The following is a 13451-nucleotide window of genomic DNA, read 5'->3' on the forward strand; positions in this document are numbered from 1 at the left end:
CGGGCGACAACATCGCCATCGAGGTGGAGCTCATCACCCCTGTGGCCATGGAGAAGGAGCTGCGCTTCGCTGTTCGCGAGGGTGGCCGCACCGTGGGCGCCGGCGTCGTGGCGGAAATCATCGAGTAGCGCAAACCCCCAGTGGCTCCCTGCGTTCCCAATTCCGGGAAATTTCAGGGAGCCGTTGGGAATCATGTTGCACACCCTGGGGCGGGATGGTACACACCGCGCCCCTTCGTTCTGAAGAAACGGCTCTGTGAAATCCAGGGGACGTCGGTCGTAACGCCCTCCCGCGGCAGAGGCAGAGTCCGTTCAAAGAGGTTCTTGCGAATGGCGACACAGAAGATCCGCATCCGGCTGAAGGCGTACGACTCGAAGCTCCTGGACCAGAGCGCGGGTGAGATCGTCGAGACGGCCAAGCGCACAGGCGCGAAGGTGGCCGGTCCGATCCCCCTTCCCACGCGCATCAACAAGTTCACGGTGCTGCGGTCTCCGCACGTGGACAAGAAGAGCCGTGAGCAGTTCGAGATCCGCACGCACAAGCGCCTGCTCGATATCCTCGAGCCCACGCAGCAGACGCTGGATGCGCTGATGAAGCTGGATCTGTCGGCTGGCGTTGACGTCGAGATCAAGTCCTAGGAAGCGGGTGGGCGTTCGAGTGGTTTCACTCCGACCCCCGCGAGGAAAGTGCCATGGCGAAGTTTGACGTTGTCGACCTGGATTTGAAGAAGGTGTCGGAGATTGAGCTCTCCGACGATGTCTTCGGCACCGAGCCGAACGCCCACCTGTTTTACGAGGTGGCGAAGATGCAGCAGATCAACCGGCGCCGCGGCACGGTCGGGGTGAAGAACACCTCGCTGGTCAGCGGCGGCGGCAAGAAGCCCTGGAAGCAGAAGGGCACCGGCCGCGCTCGTCAGGGCTCCATCCGCGCTTCCCACTGGGTGGGCGGCGGTAAGGCGATGGCTCCCAAGGCGCGCGACTACTTCTACCGCCCGCCCCGCAAGGTGCGCCGCGGCGCCCTGAAGTCCGCGCTGTCCCTGCGGGCCCAGGAGAAGACGCTCATCATCCTGGACGGCTTCTCCCTGGATGCTCCGAAGAGCAAGCAGGCCTTCGAGGTCCTCACCAAGCGTCTGAAGCTCCAGAACGCCCTGGTGATTGACGACAAGGGCAACACCAACCTGCACCGCAGCGTGCGCAACCTGGCGAAGTTCGACGTGCTGCCGCCCGAGGGCCTGAACCTCGAGGCCGTTCTCCGGCACTCGCACCTCGTCCTCACGTCCGCGGCCGCGAAGACCCTCGAGGGGGCGCTGTCATGAATCTGAACGACGTCATCAAGGGCCCGCTCATCACCGAGAAGCTGGACAAGGCCCGCGAGAAGTTCCGCCAGTACTCGTTCATCGTCGACCGCAAGGCGACGAAGCACGACGTCGCCCGCGCGGTGGAGACGCTCTTCAAGGTCACCGTCGAGGGCGTGAACACCAACATCGTCCGCGGCAAGATCAAGCGGGTGGGTCGTAGCATCGGCAAGCGGCCCAACTTCAAGAAGGCGGTTGTGACGCTGAAGCAGGGCGACTCGATCGAACTCTTCGAGGGAGGGGCGGCCTGACGCCACGGCGTCGAGCCAGCCTGAGGAACACACCATGGGCATCAAGAAGTACAAGCCGACTAGCGCCGCCCGCCGTCTGATGACGGTGTCCGACTTCGCGGACATCACCAAGGACTCGCCCGAGAAGAGCCTCACCGAGCCGCTCAAGCGCTCCGGTGGTCGCAACGTCCACGGGCACATCACCCGCCGGCACCAGGGCGGCGGCCACAAGCGCCGCTTCCGCGTCATCGACTTCAAGCGCCGGGACAAGGATGGCGTCCCCGCGAAGGTCGTGGCCGTCGAGTACGACCCCAACCGCACCGCCAACATCGCCCTGCTGCACTACGCGGACGGCGAGAAGCGTTACATCCTCGCTCCGGTGGGTCTGAGCGTGGGTGACACGGTGTTCGCCGGCGAAGGCGCGGACATCCGGCCTGGCAACAGCCTGCCGCTGCAGAACATCCCGGTGGGTACAGTCATCCACAACGTGGAGCTGAAGCCGGGCCGTGGCGCCCAGGTCATCCGCTCCGCCGGCACGTCCGGACAGCTGATGGCGAAGGAGGACCGTTACGCGCAGGTGCGTATGCCCTCCGGCACCGTCCGCAAGGTCCTCATCGAGTGCCGCGCCACCGTGGGCCAGGTCGGCAACATCGAGCACGAAATCATCCGTATCGGCAAGGCGGGTAAGAGCCGCTGGCTGGGCATTCGTCCCACCGTCCGCGGTCTGGCGATGAACCCGGTCGACCACCCGCACGGCGGTGGTGAAGGCAAGTCCGGTCAGGGTAACCCGCACCCTGTGTCGCCCTGGGGCAAGAAGACCAAGGGGCTCACCACGCGCACCAACAAGCGCACTGACAAGTTCATCGTGTCCGGCCGCCGCCAGGGCGCGCGCAGCCAGTAAGAGGATTCCATGGCTCGTTCGATCAAGAAGGGTCCGTTCGTCGACGACTTCCTCGTGAAGAAGATCGAGGACATGATCAAGACGAACAAGAAGGCCGTCGTAAAGACGTGGTCCCGTCGCTCCACGATTCTTCCGGAGTTCGTGGGTCACACCTTCGCGGTGCACAACGGGAAGAAGTTCATCCCGGTGTTCGTCACGGAGAACATGGTTGGCCACAAGCTCGGCGAGTTCGCCCCGACGCGTACGTTCGGCGGTCACTCGGCGGAGAAGAAGGTCGCCAAGGCCCCGGGCAAGTAGCCTGGCGCATTGCCTGAGAGCCTGAGGAGAAGACCATGGAGTCGACTGCACATCTGCGTTTCCTGCGCATGAGCCCCCGCAAGATTTCCACCGTTGCGGAGCTCGTCCGGGGCAAGCCTGTTGAGGCGGCCCTCAACATCCTGAAGTTCACCAAGCGCGCCGCGGCCAAGCCGGTGGAGAAGCTCATCAAGAGCGCCGTGGCCAACGCGACTGACAAGTCCAAGGGCCAGGTCGACGTGGACACGCTCTACGTGAAGACCATCTCCGTGGACCAGGGTCCCACCCAGCGCCGGTTCATGCCGCGCGCCATGGGCCGGGCCACCCCCATCAAGAAGAAGACGGCCCACGTCCACGTGGTGCTCGCCGAGGCGAAGAAGTAGGACCCGTCGGGCCCTGCCCGGACGCTTCAAGGAGAATCACGTTGGGACAGAAAGTTCATCCGATCGGGTTCCGGCTTGGTGTCATCAAGACCTGGGACTCCAAGTGGTTCGAGCACAAGAACTACGCGCAGTGGCTCCACGAGGACATCCGCATCCGCGAGTTCGTGAAGAAGTCGCTGAACCACGCGGGCGTGTCGAAGGTGGAGATCGAGCGCGCGGCCAACAAGGTCAAGGTCAACGTCCACACTGCGCGGCCGGGCATCGTCATCGGCAAGCGCGGCGCGGGCATTGAGACGGTGAAGAAGGACCTCCAGCAGTTCACGAAGAACGAGGTCTTCCTCAACATCGTCGAGGTCCGCAAGGCTGAGACCGACGCGCAGTTGGTGGCGGAGAACATCGCCACGCAGCTCGAGCGCCGCATCGCGTTCCGCCGGGCCATGAAGAAGGCCCTGCAGACGGCGATGAAGTTCGGTGCCAAGGGCATCCGCGTGGCCTGCTCGGGCCGCCTCGGTGGCGCGGAGATGGCGCGCTACGAGTGGTACCGCGAGGGTCGCGTGCCCCTGCACACCCTGCGCGCGGACATTGACTACGGTTTCGCCGAGGCGAAGACGACCTACGGCAAGATCGGCTGCAAGGTCTGGGTCTGCAAGGGCGAGGTCCTCCCGGGCAAGGGTGGCCAGGCCCCCATGCCCTCCAACCGGTAATCAGCCCACCCGCGCCGGGCGCTCCCAAAAGGGGCGCCCGGGGCAGGGCGGCGAAGGACAGCGACGATGCTTCAGCCTGCTCGTACGAAGTACCGCAAGATGCACAAGGGCCGCATGCCTGGCAGTGCCCACCGGGGTAGCGACATGACCTACGGTGAGTACGGCCTGATGAGCCTCCAGCCGGGGTGGATCACCTCCCGGCAGATCGAGGCGGCTCGTATCGCGATGACGCGTCACGTGAAGCGTGGCGGCAAGATCTGGATCCGTATCTTCCCGGACAAGCCCATCACCAAGAAGCCCGCTGAGACCCGTATGGGTACCGGTAAGGGTGGCGTGGAGTACTACGTCGCGGTGGTGAAGCCCGGCCGCATCCTCTACGAGATGGAGGGTATGACGCCGGAAGTGGCCACCGGGGCGCTGAAGCTGGCGCAGGCGAAGCTGCCGGTGCTCACGAAGATCGTGAAGCGGGCGGACCTGAGCCTCTAAGGCACCGAGCGGCGGGAGCTGGTCCCCTGGACAGCTTCCGCTCGCATGGAGAGTGAAATGGCGACTGCGAAGGAATTGAAGGAACTGTCGGCGGACGACCTGAAGCAGCGCGCGGCCGAGCTGCGCGAAACGCTGTTCCAGGACCAGCTGAAGCGGCGGACCGGTTCGCTGGACAACCCGGCCGAGCGCACCCAGCACCGACGGGACCTGGCGCGGGTTCTGACCGTGCTGACCCAGAAGACGAAGGCTTAAGGGCTGAACACCCACGACTCCAAGCGCGCTCAGCTGATAGAGGAGCGCGTGCGGCCATCCGGGCGCCAATGCCCGGGTGCATGAGAGACAGTGAGAGAGAAGATGGCTGAAGCGACCGAGACGCAGGCTTCCGAGACTTCCACCCGTGGCCGTCCCAAGACGCGCGTGGGGATTGTCACCTCCAACAAGATGCAGAAGACGGTGGTCGTCACCGTCCAGCGCCGGGCTCCGCACCCGAAGTACGGGAAGATCATGAGCCTGCGCGAGAAGTACAAGGCGCACGTGGAGGATCACGACTACCCCAAGAAGGTCACCATCAACGAGGGTGATCGGGTCCGGATCGCCGAGACCAAGCCCGCTTCGAAGGACAAGCGTTGGCGCGTGGTCGAGGTGCTGGAGAAGAGCAAGAACGTCTAGCACGCATGTCCCTTCCGCGCGGCCGTGAGGCGGCGCGGGATGGTCACCGGCGACAGGAGATTCCCAGATGATTCAGATGACGAGCGTGCTCGACGTGGCGGACAACTCGGGCGCGAAGAAGGTGTTCTGCATCAAGGTGCTCGGTGGTTCGAAGCGCAAGTATGCGTCCATCGGCGACGTGATTGTCGTCTCGGTGCGCGAGGCGCTTCCCAACTCGAAGGTGAAGAAGGGTGACGTGGCCAAGGCCGTCATCGTTCGCACCAAGCGCGAGGTGGGTCGTCCGGACGGCAGCTACATCAAGTTCGACGGCAACTCCGCGGTCCTCATCAACAAGGACATGGAGCCCATTGGTACGCGTATCTTCGGGCCGGTGGCCCGTGAGCTCCGCGCCCGCAAGTTCATGAAGATCATCTCGCTGGCGCCCGAAGTCCTCTGAGAGGACGGCAGGCCGGACGGCGAGCAGCCAGAGAGAGGAAGCCATGCAGAAGCTGAAGGTTGGAGACACGATCCAGGTCATGGCCGGGGCCGAAGCCTCCGAGAAGAACCCGGCGACCAAGCGCGGCAAGGTACTGAAGATCGATCGCGAGGCTGAGCGCGTGACGGTCGAGGGCCTGCGCCTGGTCAAGCGTCACATGAAGAAGACGCCCCAGAGCCCGGAAGGCGGCATCGTCGAGAAGCCGGGCACGATCGCGCTGGCGAACGTGCAGGTGGTTTGCGCCAAGTGCGACAAGCCGACCCGAGTGGGCATCCGTACTGAAGGTGAAGAGGGCAAGAAGAAGCGGTTCTGCAAGAACTGCGACGCCCTGATTGACTAGGTGTCCGCGTTGGTGCATGTATGCGCGCCCTTTGCCCACCCTGGTGGTGGCGAAGGGCGGGCGTGCAGGCATGGAGGGCCCGTGGAGCAACAGGGGCCCTCGCGGTGTTTCCAGGTTCCATACGAAGGACTGATCGGGCGTGCTGGGTCCACGACGGCGCCCCGAAGCAGAGGACAGGACGATGGCTGACGAGAAGAAGGCCGAGCAGAAGGAAAAGAAGGCGAAGCGGGGCAAGAAGGAAGAGGCCAAGAAGGTTGGCTTCGCCGCCAATATCGAGGAAGGCTTGGAGTCCAAGCCGGCCCGTCTGAAGGTCCGTTTCTTCAAGGAAGGTGTTCCGTCCCTCCTGAAGGAGCTGAGCCTGAAGAACCCGATGCAGGTTCCGCGTCTGGAGAAGATCGTCGTCAACATGGGTCTGGGCGAGGCGCTCGCCAACAACAAGATCCTGGAGTCGGCGGTGGAGCAGCTCGCGGCGATCACCGGCCAGAAGCCGATCGTCACGCGCGCCCGCAAGTCCATCGCGAACTTCAAGCTGCGCCAGGGGCAGGCCATCGGTGCCGCCGTCACGCTGCGCGGCGACCGTATGTACGAGTTCATGGACCGCCTCATCACCGTGGCGCTGCCGCGCGTGCGTGACTTCAAGGGCGTGTCCCCCAAGGCGTTCGACGGGAAGGGCAACTACACGCTCGGCGTGCGCGAGCAGATCATCTTCCCTGAGATCAACTACGACCAGATCGAGAAGGTGAAGGGGCTCAACATCAGCTTCGTCACCACTGCTGCCAACGACGAGCAGGGGCTGGCGCTGATGCGTCACTTCGGCATGCCGTTCCGTCAGTAAGCCCTCGAGTCAAGGACCCGACGAAACATGGCCAAGCTCTCCAAGATCGCCCAGGCAAAGCGCAAGCCGAAGTTCTCGGTGCGCCAGTACAACCGCTGCCCGCTGTGTGGCCGGCCGCGCGCGTTCCTGCGCAAGTTCAAGATGTGCCGTATCTGCCTCCGCAACCGCGCTCTCCGCGGTGAGGTCACCGGCGTTACCAAGTCGTCCTGGTAGCCAGAAGGGCAGGGTGCCTGGCGGGCCTCATCGGCCGGCCAGGCACATTGAAGTAGGAAGTTTGTAGTGGCGGTCAGCGCGAACCCCCGGGATGGGCCCGGCAGGCGCGATGGCCGCGAACGCGGGGCGCCCGGTATGGGGCCTCGTTTGGGAAGGTACTCCATGCCGGTCAATGATCCCGTCGGCGACATGCTGACCCGCCTGCGCAACGCTTCGCGCGCGCGTCACGACAAGGTCGTCATCCCCCACTCGAAGCTCAAGCTCGAGATCATCAAGGTCCTCAAGGACGAGGGCTACATCGGCGAGTTCGTGGTGCACGAGCAGACCGTGCAGAACAAGCGCACGGTGTTCCCTGAGATCTCCGTGCAGCTGAAGTACGGTCCGGACCGTGCGCCTGCCATCACCGGTATCCGTCGTGTGTCGAAGCCGGGCCTGCGTCGCTATGCCGCCGCGCGTGAGATTCCGCAGGTGCTGGGTGGCCTGGGTATCTCCATCCTGTCCACCTCCCGCGGCATCATGGTGGATTCCGAGGCCCGCAAGCAGAAGGTCGGCGGCGAGCTGCTCTGCACCGTCTACTAGCCAGCCGCCAGGGTGCGGCGCCCCGTGAGGGAGCGCGCCCCAGGCACACAGGACCGAGGCAACCATGAGTCGGATTGGAAAACTGGCGATCAAGCTCGGCGACAAGACGAAGGCCGTCATCGCCGGCGAGCAGGTGAACTTCGAGGGCCCCAAGGGCAAGCTGTCGGTGAAGCTGCCTGGCAAGGTCAAGGTCGAGATCAAGGACGGCGAGATGACCGTGCAGCGCGAGGATGACTCGCGCGAGGCGCGCAGCCTGCACGGCCTGACCCGGACCATCCTCGCGAACGCCGCGAAGGGTGTGAGCACGGGCTTCGAGAAGAAGCTGGACATTCGCGGCGTTGGTTTCCGCGCCGAGGTGAAGGGCAAGGCCATTCACTTCGCGCTGGGGTTCTCGCACCCGGTGGTGTTCAACCTGCCCGAGGGCGTGACCGCCGAAGTCGACAAGGCGCCGCGCAACGAGGACAGCTTGCCCACCGTGGGCCTGACGCTCCGTTCTTCAGACAAGGAAGCGCTGGGCGCGACGGCGGTGAACATCCGCTCGCTGCGTCCCCCCGAGCCCTACAAGGGCAAGGGCATCAAGTACGCCGAGGAGCGCATCCGCCGCAAGGAGGGCAAGACCGGTACGACCTAGTCGTCCTGTCTTTCCTAAGTGTTCCAAACTCCACCGGGTCCTCGGGACCTGGTGGCATCATCCGGAGGCGGAAGGCCGCATCGCCTCCGGACGGAAAAGGAAGCAGCCATGCCTACGAAGATTGAAGCCCGTCTCAAGAGGAAGAACCGCATCCGCAAGAAGCTGTCGGGTACGACAGAGCGGCCGCGGCTCACCGTGTACAAGAGCCTCAAGCACATCTACGCGCAGGTGGTGGACGACACCACGGGCAAGACGCTCGCGTTTGCCTCGTCGCTGTCCAAGGACCTGAAGGGTCAGGACGAGGGCGACAAGAAGGCGGATGCGAAGCGGGTTGGTGCTCTGATTGCGCAGAAGTGCAAGGCCGCCAACGTCGAAGCGGTGGTGTTCGACCGCAACGGCTTCCCTTATCACGGGCGCATCGCCGCCGTGGCCGACGCCGCGCGCGAGGCCGGGCTGAAGTTCTAAGAATTCGAAAGGAATCCCCCAAGTGGCAACTCCGATCAATCCGAACGATCTGGACCTCACCGACCGCGTGGTGAATATCAACCGCGTGGCCAAGGTCGTGAAGGGCGGCCGCCGTTTCTCGTTCGCCGCCCTGGTGGTGGTGGGGGACGGCGCCGGACACGTGGGCGTCGGCCTGGGTAAGGCCAACGAAGTCCCCGAGGCCATCCGCAAGGGTGGTGAGAACGCGAAGAAGAACCTGTTCCGCGTCCCGCTCGTGGGTCACACCATTCCGCACGAGGTGCTCGGGCACTTCGGCGCTGGCTGGGTGCTGCTGAAGCCGGCCACCCAGGGTACGGGCGTCATCGCCGGCGGCGCGGTTCGCGCGGTGCTGGAGGCGGCGGGCATCCGGAACATCCTGACCAAGAGCCAGGGGTCGCGGAACCCGCACAACGTGCTGAAGGCCACTGTCGCTGGCCTGAAGCTGCTGCGCAGCGCGGAGCAGGTTTCGCGTCTCCGTGGCAAGGACGTCGAGCCGGCGAAGCTCGCCGGGGAGCAGAGGGGCTAGCCCATGGCGCTCAAGGTGAAGCTGGTGAAGAGCTTTGCGGGTGCGTCCAGCGACATGCTGGACACCATCCGTGGGCTGGGCCTGAAGAAGTTCGGTGACGAGCGGCTCCTCAAGGACACGCCTGCGGTTCGCGGGATGGCGTTCAAGGTGAAGCACCTGGTCACCCTGGAAACCGTTTCCGGCGATGCGCCGGCGCCCAAGCGCCGCAAGCCCGCCAAGATTGCCCTGCGGGAGCGGGCGATCGCGTATCAGGCCAAGCAGAACAAGGCCTGAGTCACGAGAGGATCGAGACGATGAGCACTCTGAACAAACTGCAGCGTCCGGCGCGCTCGTGGCACCGCAAGAAGCGCGTAGGCCGCGGCCAGGGTAGTGGTCTTGGCAAGACGGCCGGCCGTGGTGGCAAGGGCCAGAAGGCCCGCACCGGCAACATGCGGTTCGAAGGCTTCGAGGGTGGCCAGAGCCCCCTGCAGCGGCGCCTGCCGAAGTTTGGCTTCACGCCGCCGAACCGGACGGTCTACGCGGTCGTCAACCTGTCGGACCTCGAGCAGCACTTCGATGCCGGCGCCACGGCGGACGTGGAGACGTTGCGCAAGGTCGGCCTGGTCAAGGGCCGCTACCATGGCGTGAAGCTGCTGGCCCGCGGCGAACTGACCAAGAAGGTCACCGTGGTCGTGCACAAGGCGTCTGAGGCGGCGAAGGCGGCCATCCAGAAGGCGGGCGGCGCAGTGGAAGAGATTCCGCTGGTGGCCCACAAGCCGGAGTCCGCGGCCAAGGCGCACGCTGGCAAGGGCGTCAAGGCTCCTCGGCAGCCCAAGGCCTGAGCGTGCCTGGCGCGCATCACTTGCTGGTGGTGCGCGCAGTTTCGCTTGTGTAGGCTTCTGCGCCCCTTTCCCACTCGTGGAACAGGGGCGTTTTGTCGTCCTGGCAGAACCCTCTCGAAGAGGATGGCTACCCCGTGGCTCTGAACGCCTTCGCCAACGTCTTCCGTATCGCTGAGCTGCGCAGTCGGCTCGCGTATACGCTCGCGCTGCTCGCCGTCTATCGCATCGGCATCTTCATCAACACGCCAGGCGTGGACCGTTCGGCGATGAACGCGTTCATGGACGCCCAGAAGCAGTCGGGCGGCCTCGTCTCGCTATTCAACCTCTTCTCCGGCGGCGCGCTGGAGCAGATGTCCATCTTCGGATTGGGCATCATGCCGTACGTCAGCGCCTCCATCATCATGCAGCTGCTCGCCGTGGTCGTACCCAGCCTGGAGCGGCTGCAGAAGGAAGGTGCCGGCGGCCGGCAGAAGATCAACCAGTACACCCGCTACGGCACGATCGCGCTCTCCGTCGTGCAGGGCATCGGCATCTCGCGGTGGCTGGCGTCGCTGGGCCGCTCCGACGGTGGCCAGAGCGGCTTCAACCAGGTGGTCGTCCCCGACGACAGCGCCTGGTTCACCTTCATGACGGTGGTCAGCCTCACGGCCGGCACGGCCTTCATCATGTGGCTGGGTGAACGCATCACCGAGCGCGGCATCGGCAACGGCATCTCGCTCATCATCTTCGCCGGTATCGTGGCGGGCCTGCTCCCGGGCGCGAAGCAGTTGCTGGACCTGACCCGTCAGGACGTCATCTCGATGGCCGAGGTGCTGGCGCTGGTCGTCTTCATGCTCATCATCATCGCCGCGGTCGTCTACGTGGAGCGCGGCATGCGGCGCATCCCCATCCAGTACGCCAAGCGGATGGCGGGGCGGCGGATGTTCGCCGGCCAGGCGACGTACTTCCCGATGAAGGTGAACACCTCGGGCGTGATTCCTCCCATCTTCGCGGGCGCAGTGCTGTCCTTCCCGGCCACGCTGGGAACCTGGTTCCCGTTCCTCCAGGGGTTCCAGCGCGCCATCGAAGGCAACCTGTGGATCTACAACGGGCTGTTCGTCGTGATGGTCATCTTCTTCGCCTACTTCTATACGGCGCTGACGTTCCGGCCGGACGACGTGGCGGACAACATCAAGAAGCAGGGTGGCTACATCCCGGGCATCCGTCCGGGCCGTCAGACGGCGGAGTTCATCGAGCGCGTGCTCAACCGGCTCACGTTCGGTGGTGCCATCTACCTGTCGGTCGTCTGCGTGATTCCGTCGGTCATCAGCGGCTTGCTGGGGGTGCGGTTCACCTTCGGCGGCACGGCGCTGCTGATTGTCGTGGGCGTGGCGCTGGATACGGTGCAGCAGATCGAGGGCCATCTCATCAGTCGTAATTACGAGGGCTTCGCCGGCCCTCGCGGCCCGCGCATCCGGGGTCGGGTGCGCGTGGCGGCCTGAGCCTCCGCGCGGGCGTTCCGGGCGCCTCTCCCCGTCGCGGGGAGGGGCGCCTCGTCGTTCCCAGGCTAGGTGTTGTTCAAGGATATTCGCTGGTGCACACGGAGCGCGCTCGGGGGTTTGAGTCCTACGACTTCCGTGCCTTCCTTCGGAGCTGAGAGGACACATGAACCTGATCCTGTTGGGGCCGCCGAACGCGGGGAAGGGTACGCAGGCGAAGCGACTGTTCGCCGACTTCCAGATCCCCCAGATCTCCACCGGGGACATCCTCCGCAAAGCAGTCGCGGAGGGCACGGAGCTGGGCCGGGTGGCTGGCCCGCTGATGGCCGCCGGGCAGTACGTCCCGGACGACGTCGTGATTGGCATCGTCGAGGAGCGCCTCAAGGAGGCGGACGTGGCCAAGGGCTTCGTCCTGGACGGCTTTCCGCGCACGCCAGGCCAGGCGGACGCGCTGGACAAGATGCTGGGTCGCCTAGGCAAGCAGCTGAGCGCCGTCATCTCGCTCGAGGTGCCGCACGCGAAGCTGGTGGAGCGCGGCTCCGGCCGCCGGGTCTGCCCGGTGGACGGCAGCGTCTACCACGTCTACCAGAGCCCGCCGAAGCGGGCGGGGTACTGTGACAAGTGCAATACCGGGCTTGTCCAGCGCCCGGATGACATGCCCGAGGTCATCGAGAAGCGCCTTCAGAAGTACGACTCGGAGACGGCGCCACTGAAGGCCTTCTATGAGAAGAAGGGCCTGCTCAAGAGCGTGGACGGCGTGGGTGCGCCCGAGGGCATCTACGAGGAGATCAAGGCCGCTGCGGGCAAGGCCTGATCCATCTGGCGGGTGGGGTACCGGCCTGGCTGGTACCTCCTCGCCGGTTCGTCGCTTCAGCGACGGAGCTTGCTTTCGCTGGACATGGGGAGCTCCGGCCTGGGGGATCTGGACTCCCGTCAAGGATGGGCGCATTTTCACCCCGCCGGGAGAGCACCCGCTCCAGGTGTGGGCCTTGACGTGGGTCTCACAGATTGAGTTGATTTTCCCATGACTGCGGGTGAAGTAGCCCGCTGTTATGAGGGGTTAGTAGGAAACCAAGTTTTGCAGTCGCGCGACGCTTGCCACTTGCGGACCAAAGTGCTATCCCGCCGCGCTTCCAAGAGGTTCGTGGTCCGGGGAAGAGAGTCTGACGCTTGCCGAAGGATGATTCCATCGAAGTCGAGGGGACCGTGATGGAGCCCCTCCCGAACGCGATGTTCCGCGTGGTGCTGGACAACGGCCACAAGGTGCTCGCGCACATCTCGGGCAAGATGAGGATGCACTTCATCCGCATCCTCCCGGGTGACAAGGTGAAGGTCGAACTGTCTCCGTACGACCTGACGCGCGGGCGGATCACGTACCGGGCGAAGTAGTAGGGTGCACCCGCCTGGGAATGGCGGGCCGCCCGTTGGGCTTTTCTTTAGCTGAGGAAGGAAGTTCGCTCCAATGAAGGTACGGGCGTCCGTCAAGAAGATCTGCGACAAGTGCAAGATTGTTCGCCGTAAGGGAATCGTGCGCATCATTTGCGCCTCCAACCCCCGGCACAAGCAGCGCCAGGGCTAACGGCCAAGCGGCCGTTGGCTTCAGACCAACTCCACTTAAGAAGGAAGACCGAAGATGGCTCGTATCGCCGGCATCGATCTGCCGCCCAACAAGCGCGCGGTGATCTCGCTCCAGTACATCTACGGGATCGGCAACAAGTCCGCGCAAGACATCATTGCTGCGGCGGGCATCGATCCCACGACCCGGACCAAGGACCTCACCGAGGAGCAGGCCCGCAAGATCCGCGAGATCATCGAGGCCAGCTACAAGGTGGAGGGCGACCTCCGGCGCGAAGTCACCATGAACATCAAGCGGCTGATGGACCTGGGTTGCTACCGGGGCCTTCGTCACCGCAAGGGCCTGCCGGTTCGTGGCCAGCGGACCCACACCAACGCGCGTACCCGCAAGGGTCCGAAGCGGGGCATCGTCCGGGCGAAGCCGGCAGCTCCGGCCCGGTAAACGCAGCGCTGGCCCGTAAGGTGCCGGCGTCG

The 13451-nt window shown here is 64.8% G+C and carries 25 protein-coding genes and 1 pseudogene; all 26 read left to right on the plus strand.

Going from position 1 to position 13451, the window contains the following annotated elements:
* Positions 1-128: pseudogene (gene tuf / locus FMP39_RS23315) on the plus strand (elongation factor Tu); the annotation flags it as partial.
* Positions 129-329: 201 nt separating this feature from the next.
* Positions 330-638, plus strand: coding sequence for a 30S ribosomal protein S10 (gene rpsJ / locus FMP39_RS23320; protein ID WP_002633608.1), 309 nt, complete (start codon positions 330-332; stop codon positions 636-638).
* A gap of 53 nt (positions 639-691) precedes the next feature.
* On the plus strand, positions 692-1315 hold the full coding sequence (gene rplD, locus FMP39_RS23325) for a 50S ribosomal protein L4 (protein ID WP_002633607.1): 624 nt from the start codon (positions 692-694) through the stop codon (positions 1313-1315).
* Positions 1312-1605 (plus strand): 50S ribosomal protein L23, encoded by a 294-nt coding sequence (locus FMP39_RS23330; RefSeq protein ID WP_002633606.1) that lies wholly within the window; start codon positions 1312-1314, stop codon positions 1603-1605. The genes rplD and FMP39_RS23330 overlap by 4 nt, the downstream gene beginning before the upstream one ends.
* Positions 1606-1639: 34 nt before the next feature.
* The gene (gene rplB / locus FMP39_RS23335; protein ID WP_141592467.1) at positions 1640-2485 is read left to right on the plus strand and encodes a 50S ribosomal protein L2; all 846 of its coding nucleotides are present in this window, start codon (positions 1640-1642) and stop codon (positions 2483-2485) included.
* 9 nt (positions 2486-2494) lie between these two features.
* Positions 2495-2782, plus strand: a complete 288-nt coding sequence (gene rpsS / locus FMP39_RS23340) for a 30S ribosomal protein S19 (RefSeq protein WP_002633604.1) — start codon at positions 2495-2497, stop codon at positions 2780-2782.
* 35 nt (positions 2783-2817) lie between these two features.
* Positions 2818-3162: a 50S ribosomal protein L22 gene (rplV, locus tag FMP39_RS23345; protein WP_013939877.1), complete on the plus strand. Its 345-nt coding sequence runs from the start codon at positions 2818-2820 to the stop codon at positions 3160-3162.
* A 41-nt stretch (positions 3163-3203) separates the two neighbouring features.
* Positions 3204-3866, plus strand: coding sequence for a 30S ribosomal protein S3 (rpsC, locus tag FMP39_RS23350; protein ID WP_002633602.1), 663 nt, complete (start codon positions 3204-3206; stop codon positions 3864-3866).
* Between the two features lie 66 nt (positions 3867-3932).
* A complete protein-coding gene (gene rplP, locus FMP39_RS23355; RefSeq protein ID WP_002633601.1) occupies positions 3933-4352 on the plus strand; it encodes a 50S ribosomal protein L16 in 420 nt (139 codons plus the stop codon).
* A 45-nt stretch (positions 4353-4397) separates the two neighbouring features.
* Complete coding sequence (gene rpmC / locus FMP39_RS23360) at positions 4398-4604, plus strand: 50S ribosomal protein L29 (protein WP_011553344.1); 207 nt, start codon at positions 4398-4400, stop codon at positions 4602-4604.
* Between the two features lie 90 nt (positions 4605-4694).
* A complete protein-coding gene (gene rpsQ, locus FMP39_RS23365) occupies positions 4695-5021 on the plus strand; it encodes a 30S ribosomal protein S17 (protein ID WP_194858534.1) in 327 nt (108 codons plus the stop codon).
* A 67-nt stretch (positions 5022-5088) separates the two neighbouring features.
* Positions 5089-5457, plus strand: a complete 369-nt coding sequence (rplN, locus tag FMP39_RS23370) for a 50S ribosomal protein L14 (protein WP_002633598.1) — start codon at positions 5089-5091, stop codon at positions 5455-5457.
* Between the two features lie 43 nt (positions 5458-5500).
* Complete coding sequence (gene rplX, locus FMP39_RS23375; protein ID WP_011553346.1) at positions 5501-5836, plus strand: 50S ribosomal protein L24; 336 nt, start codon at positions 5501-5503, stop codon at positions 5834-5836.
* Between the two features lie 181 nt (positions 5837-6017).
* Entirely contained in the window at positions 6018-6671 is a 654-nt protein-coding gene (gene rplE, locus FMP39_RS23380; RefSeq protein WP_020478749.1) for a 50S ribosomal protein L5, read from the plus strand.
* A gap of 27 nt (positions 6672-6698) precedes the next feature.
* The gene (locus FMP39_RS23385; protein ID WP_011553348.1) at positions 6699-6884 is read left to right on the plus strand and encodes a type Z 30S ribosomal protein S14; all 186 of its coding nucleotides are present in this window, start codon (positions 6699-6701) and stop codon (positions 6882-6884) included.
* Positions 6885-7046: 162 nt separating this feature from the next.
* Positions 7047-7463, plus strand: coding sequence for a 30S ribosomal protein S8 (gene rpsH, locus FMP39_RS23390; protein WP_011553349.1), 417 nt, complete (start codon positions 7047-7049; stop codon positions 7461-7463).
* A gap of 64 nt (positions 7464-7527) precedes the next feature.
* Positions 7528-8094, plus strand: coding sequence for a 50S ribosomal protein L6 (gene rplF, locus FMP39_RS23395; RefSeq protein WP_141592469.1), 567 nt, complete (start codon positions 7528-7530; stop codon positions 8092-8094).
* Positions 8095-8202: 108 nt separating this feature from the next.
* Positions 8203-8559: a 50S ribosomal protein L18 gene (gene rplR / locus FMP39_RS23400; RefSeq protein WP_026114014.1), complete on the plus strand. Its 357-nt coding sequence runs from the start codon at positions 8203-8205 to the stop codon at positions 8557-8559.
* 22 nt (positions 8560-8581) lie between these two features.
* Positions 8582-9103 carry a 30S ribosomal protein S5 gene (gene rpsE, locus FMP39_RS23405; RefSeq protein ID WP_011553352.1) on the plus strand — a complete coding sequence of 174 codons (522 nt, stop codon included), beginning with the start codon at positions 8582-8584 and terminating at the stop codon, positions 9101-9103.
* A gap of 3 nt (positions 9104-9106) precedes the next feature.
* Positions 9107-9376, plus strand: coding sequence for a 50S ribosomal protein L30 (rpmD, locus tag FMP39_RS23410; protein ID WP_011553353.1), 270 nt, complete (start codon positions 9107-9109; stop codon positions 9374-9376).
* 20 nt (positions 9377-9396) lie between these two features.
* Entirely contained in the window at positions 9397-9924 is a 528-nt protein-coding gene (gene rplO / locus FMP39_RS23415; RefSeq protein ID WP_011553354.1) for a 50S ribosomal protein L15, read from the plus strand.
* 134 nt (positions 9925-10058) lie between these two features.
* Positions 10059-11405, plus strand: coding sequence for a preprotein translocase subunit SecY (gene secY / locus FMP39_RS23420; protein WP_090491527.1), 1347 nt, complete (start codon positions 10059-10061; stop codon positions 11403-11405).
* 163 nt (positions 11406-11568) lie between these two features.
* On the plus strand, positions 11569-12216 hold the full coding sequence (locus tag FMP39_RS23425; protein WP_141592470.1) for an adenylate kinase: 648 nt from the start codon (positions 11569-11571) through the stop codon (positions 12214-12216).
* Positions 12217-12572: 356 nt separating this feature from the next.
* Positions 12573-12791, plus strand: coding sequence for a translation initiation factor IF-1 (infA, locus tag FMP39_RS23430; protein WP_002614803.1), 219 nt, complete (start codon positions 12573-12575; stop codon positions 12789-12791).
* Between the two features lie 73 nt (positions 12792-12864).
* Positions 12865-12981: a 50S ribosomal protein L36 gene (rpmJ, locus tag FMP39_RS23435; RefSeq protein ID WP_011553357.1), complete on the plus strand. Its 117-nt coding sequence runs from the start codon at positions 12865-12867 to the stop codon at positions 12979-12981.
* Between the two features lie 54 nt (positions 12982-13035).
* Complete coding sequence (gene rpsM / locus FMP39_RS23440; protein WP_011553358.1) at positions 13036-13419, plus strand: 30S ribosomal protein S13; 384 nt, start codon at positions 13036-13038, stop codon at positions 13417-13419.
* The last annotated feature ends 32 nt before the right edge of the window (positions 13420-13451 follow it).

Origin of the sequence: Myxococcus sp. AB056, from assembly GCF_006547365.1 — a bacterium.
In the GTDB taxonomy this organism is placed as follows: Bacteria; Myxococcota; Myxococcia; order Myxococcales; family Myxococcaceae; genus Myxococcus; species Myxococcus virescens.

Coding starts and splice junctions, on each gene's coding strand:
- rplR (WP_026114014.1), top strand. CDS start 8,203: ATGCCTACGAAGATTGAAGCCCGTCTCAAGAGGAAGAACCGCATCCGC.
- rpmC (WP_011553344.1), top strand. CDS start 4,398: ATGGAGAGTGAAATGGCGACTGCGAAGGAATTGAAGGAACTGTCGGCG.
- rpsM (WP_011553358.1), top strand. CDS start 13,036: ATGGCTCGTATCGCCGGCATCGATCTGCCGCCCAACAAGCGCGCGGTG.
- rplE (WP_020478749.1), top strand. CDS start 6,018: ATGGCTGACGAGAAGAAGGCCGAGCAGAAGGAAAAGAAGGCGAAGCGG.
- rplV (WP_013939877.1), top strand. CDS start 2,818: ATGGAGTCGACTGCACATCTGCGTTTCCTGCGCATGAGCCCCCGCAAG.
- rplB (WP_141592467.1), top strand. CDS start 1,640: ATGGGCATCAAGAAGTACAAGCCGACTAGCGCCGCCCGCCGTCTGATG.
- rplX (WP_011553346.1), top strand. CDS start 5,501: ATGCAGAAGCTGAAGGTTGGAGACACGATCCAGGTCATGGCCGGGGCC.
- rplO (WP_011553354.1), top strand. CDS start 9,397: ATGAGCACTCTGAACAAACTGCAGCGTCCGGCGCGCTCGTGGCACCGC.
- rplD (WP_002633607.1), top strand. CDS start 692: ATGGCGAAGTTTGACGTTGTCGACCTGGATTTGAAGAAGGTGTCGGAG.
- rplF (WP_141592469.1), top strand. CDS start 7,528: ATGAGTCGGATTGGAAAACTGGCGATCAAGCTCGGCGACAAGACGAAG.
- rpsS (WP_002633604.1), top strand. CDS start 2,495: ATGGCTCGTTCGATCAAGAAGGGTCCGTTCGTCGACGACTTCCTCGTG.
- rpmD (WP_011553353.1), top strand. CDS start 9,107: ATGGCGCTCAAGGTGAAGCTGGTGAAGAGCTTTGCGGGTGCGTCCAGC.
- rplP (WP_002633601.1), top strand. CDS start 3,933: ATGCTTCAGCCTGCTCGTACGAAGTACCGCAAGATGCACAAGGGCCGC.
- rplN (WP_002633598.1), top strand. CDS start 5,089: ATGATTCAGATGACGAGCGTGCTCGACGTGGCGGACAACTCGGGCGCG.
- FMP39_RS23425 (WP_141592470.1), top strand. CDS start 11,569: ATGAACCTGATCCTGTTGGGGCCGCCGAACGCGGGGAAGGGTACGCAG.
- rpsJ (WP_002633608.1), top strand. CDS start 330: ATGGCGACACAGAAGATCCGCATCCGGCTGAAGGCGTACGACTCGAAG.
- rpmJ (WP_011553357.1), top strand. CDS start 12,865: ATGAAGGTACGGGCGTCCGTCAAGAAGATCTGCGACAAGTGCAAGATT.
- FMP39_RS23330 (WP_002633606.1), top strand. CDS start 1,312: ATGAATCTGAACGACGTCATCAAGGGCCCGCTCATCACCGAGAAGCTG.
- FMP39_RS23385 (WP_011553348.1), top strand. CDS start 6,699: ATGGCCAAGCTCTCCAAGATCGCCCAGGCAAAGCGCAAGCCGAAGTTC.
- rpsH (WP_011553349.1), top strand. CDS start 7,047: ATGCCGGTCAATGATCCCGTCGGCGACATGCTGACCCGCCTGCGCAAC.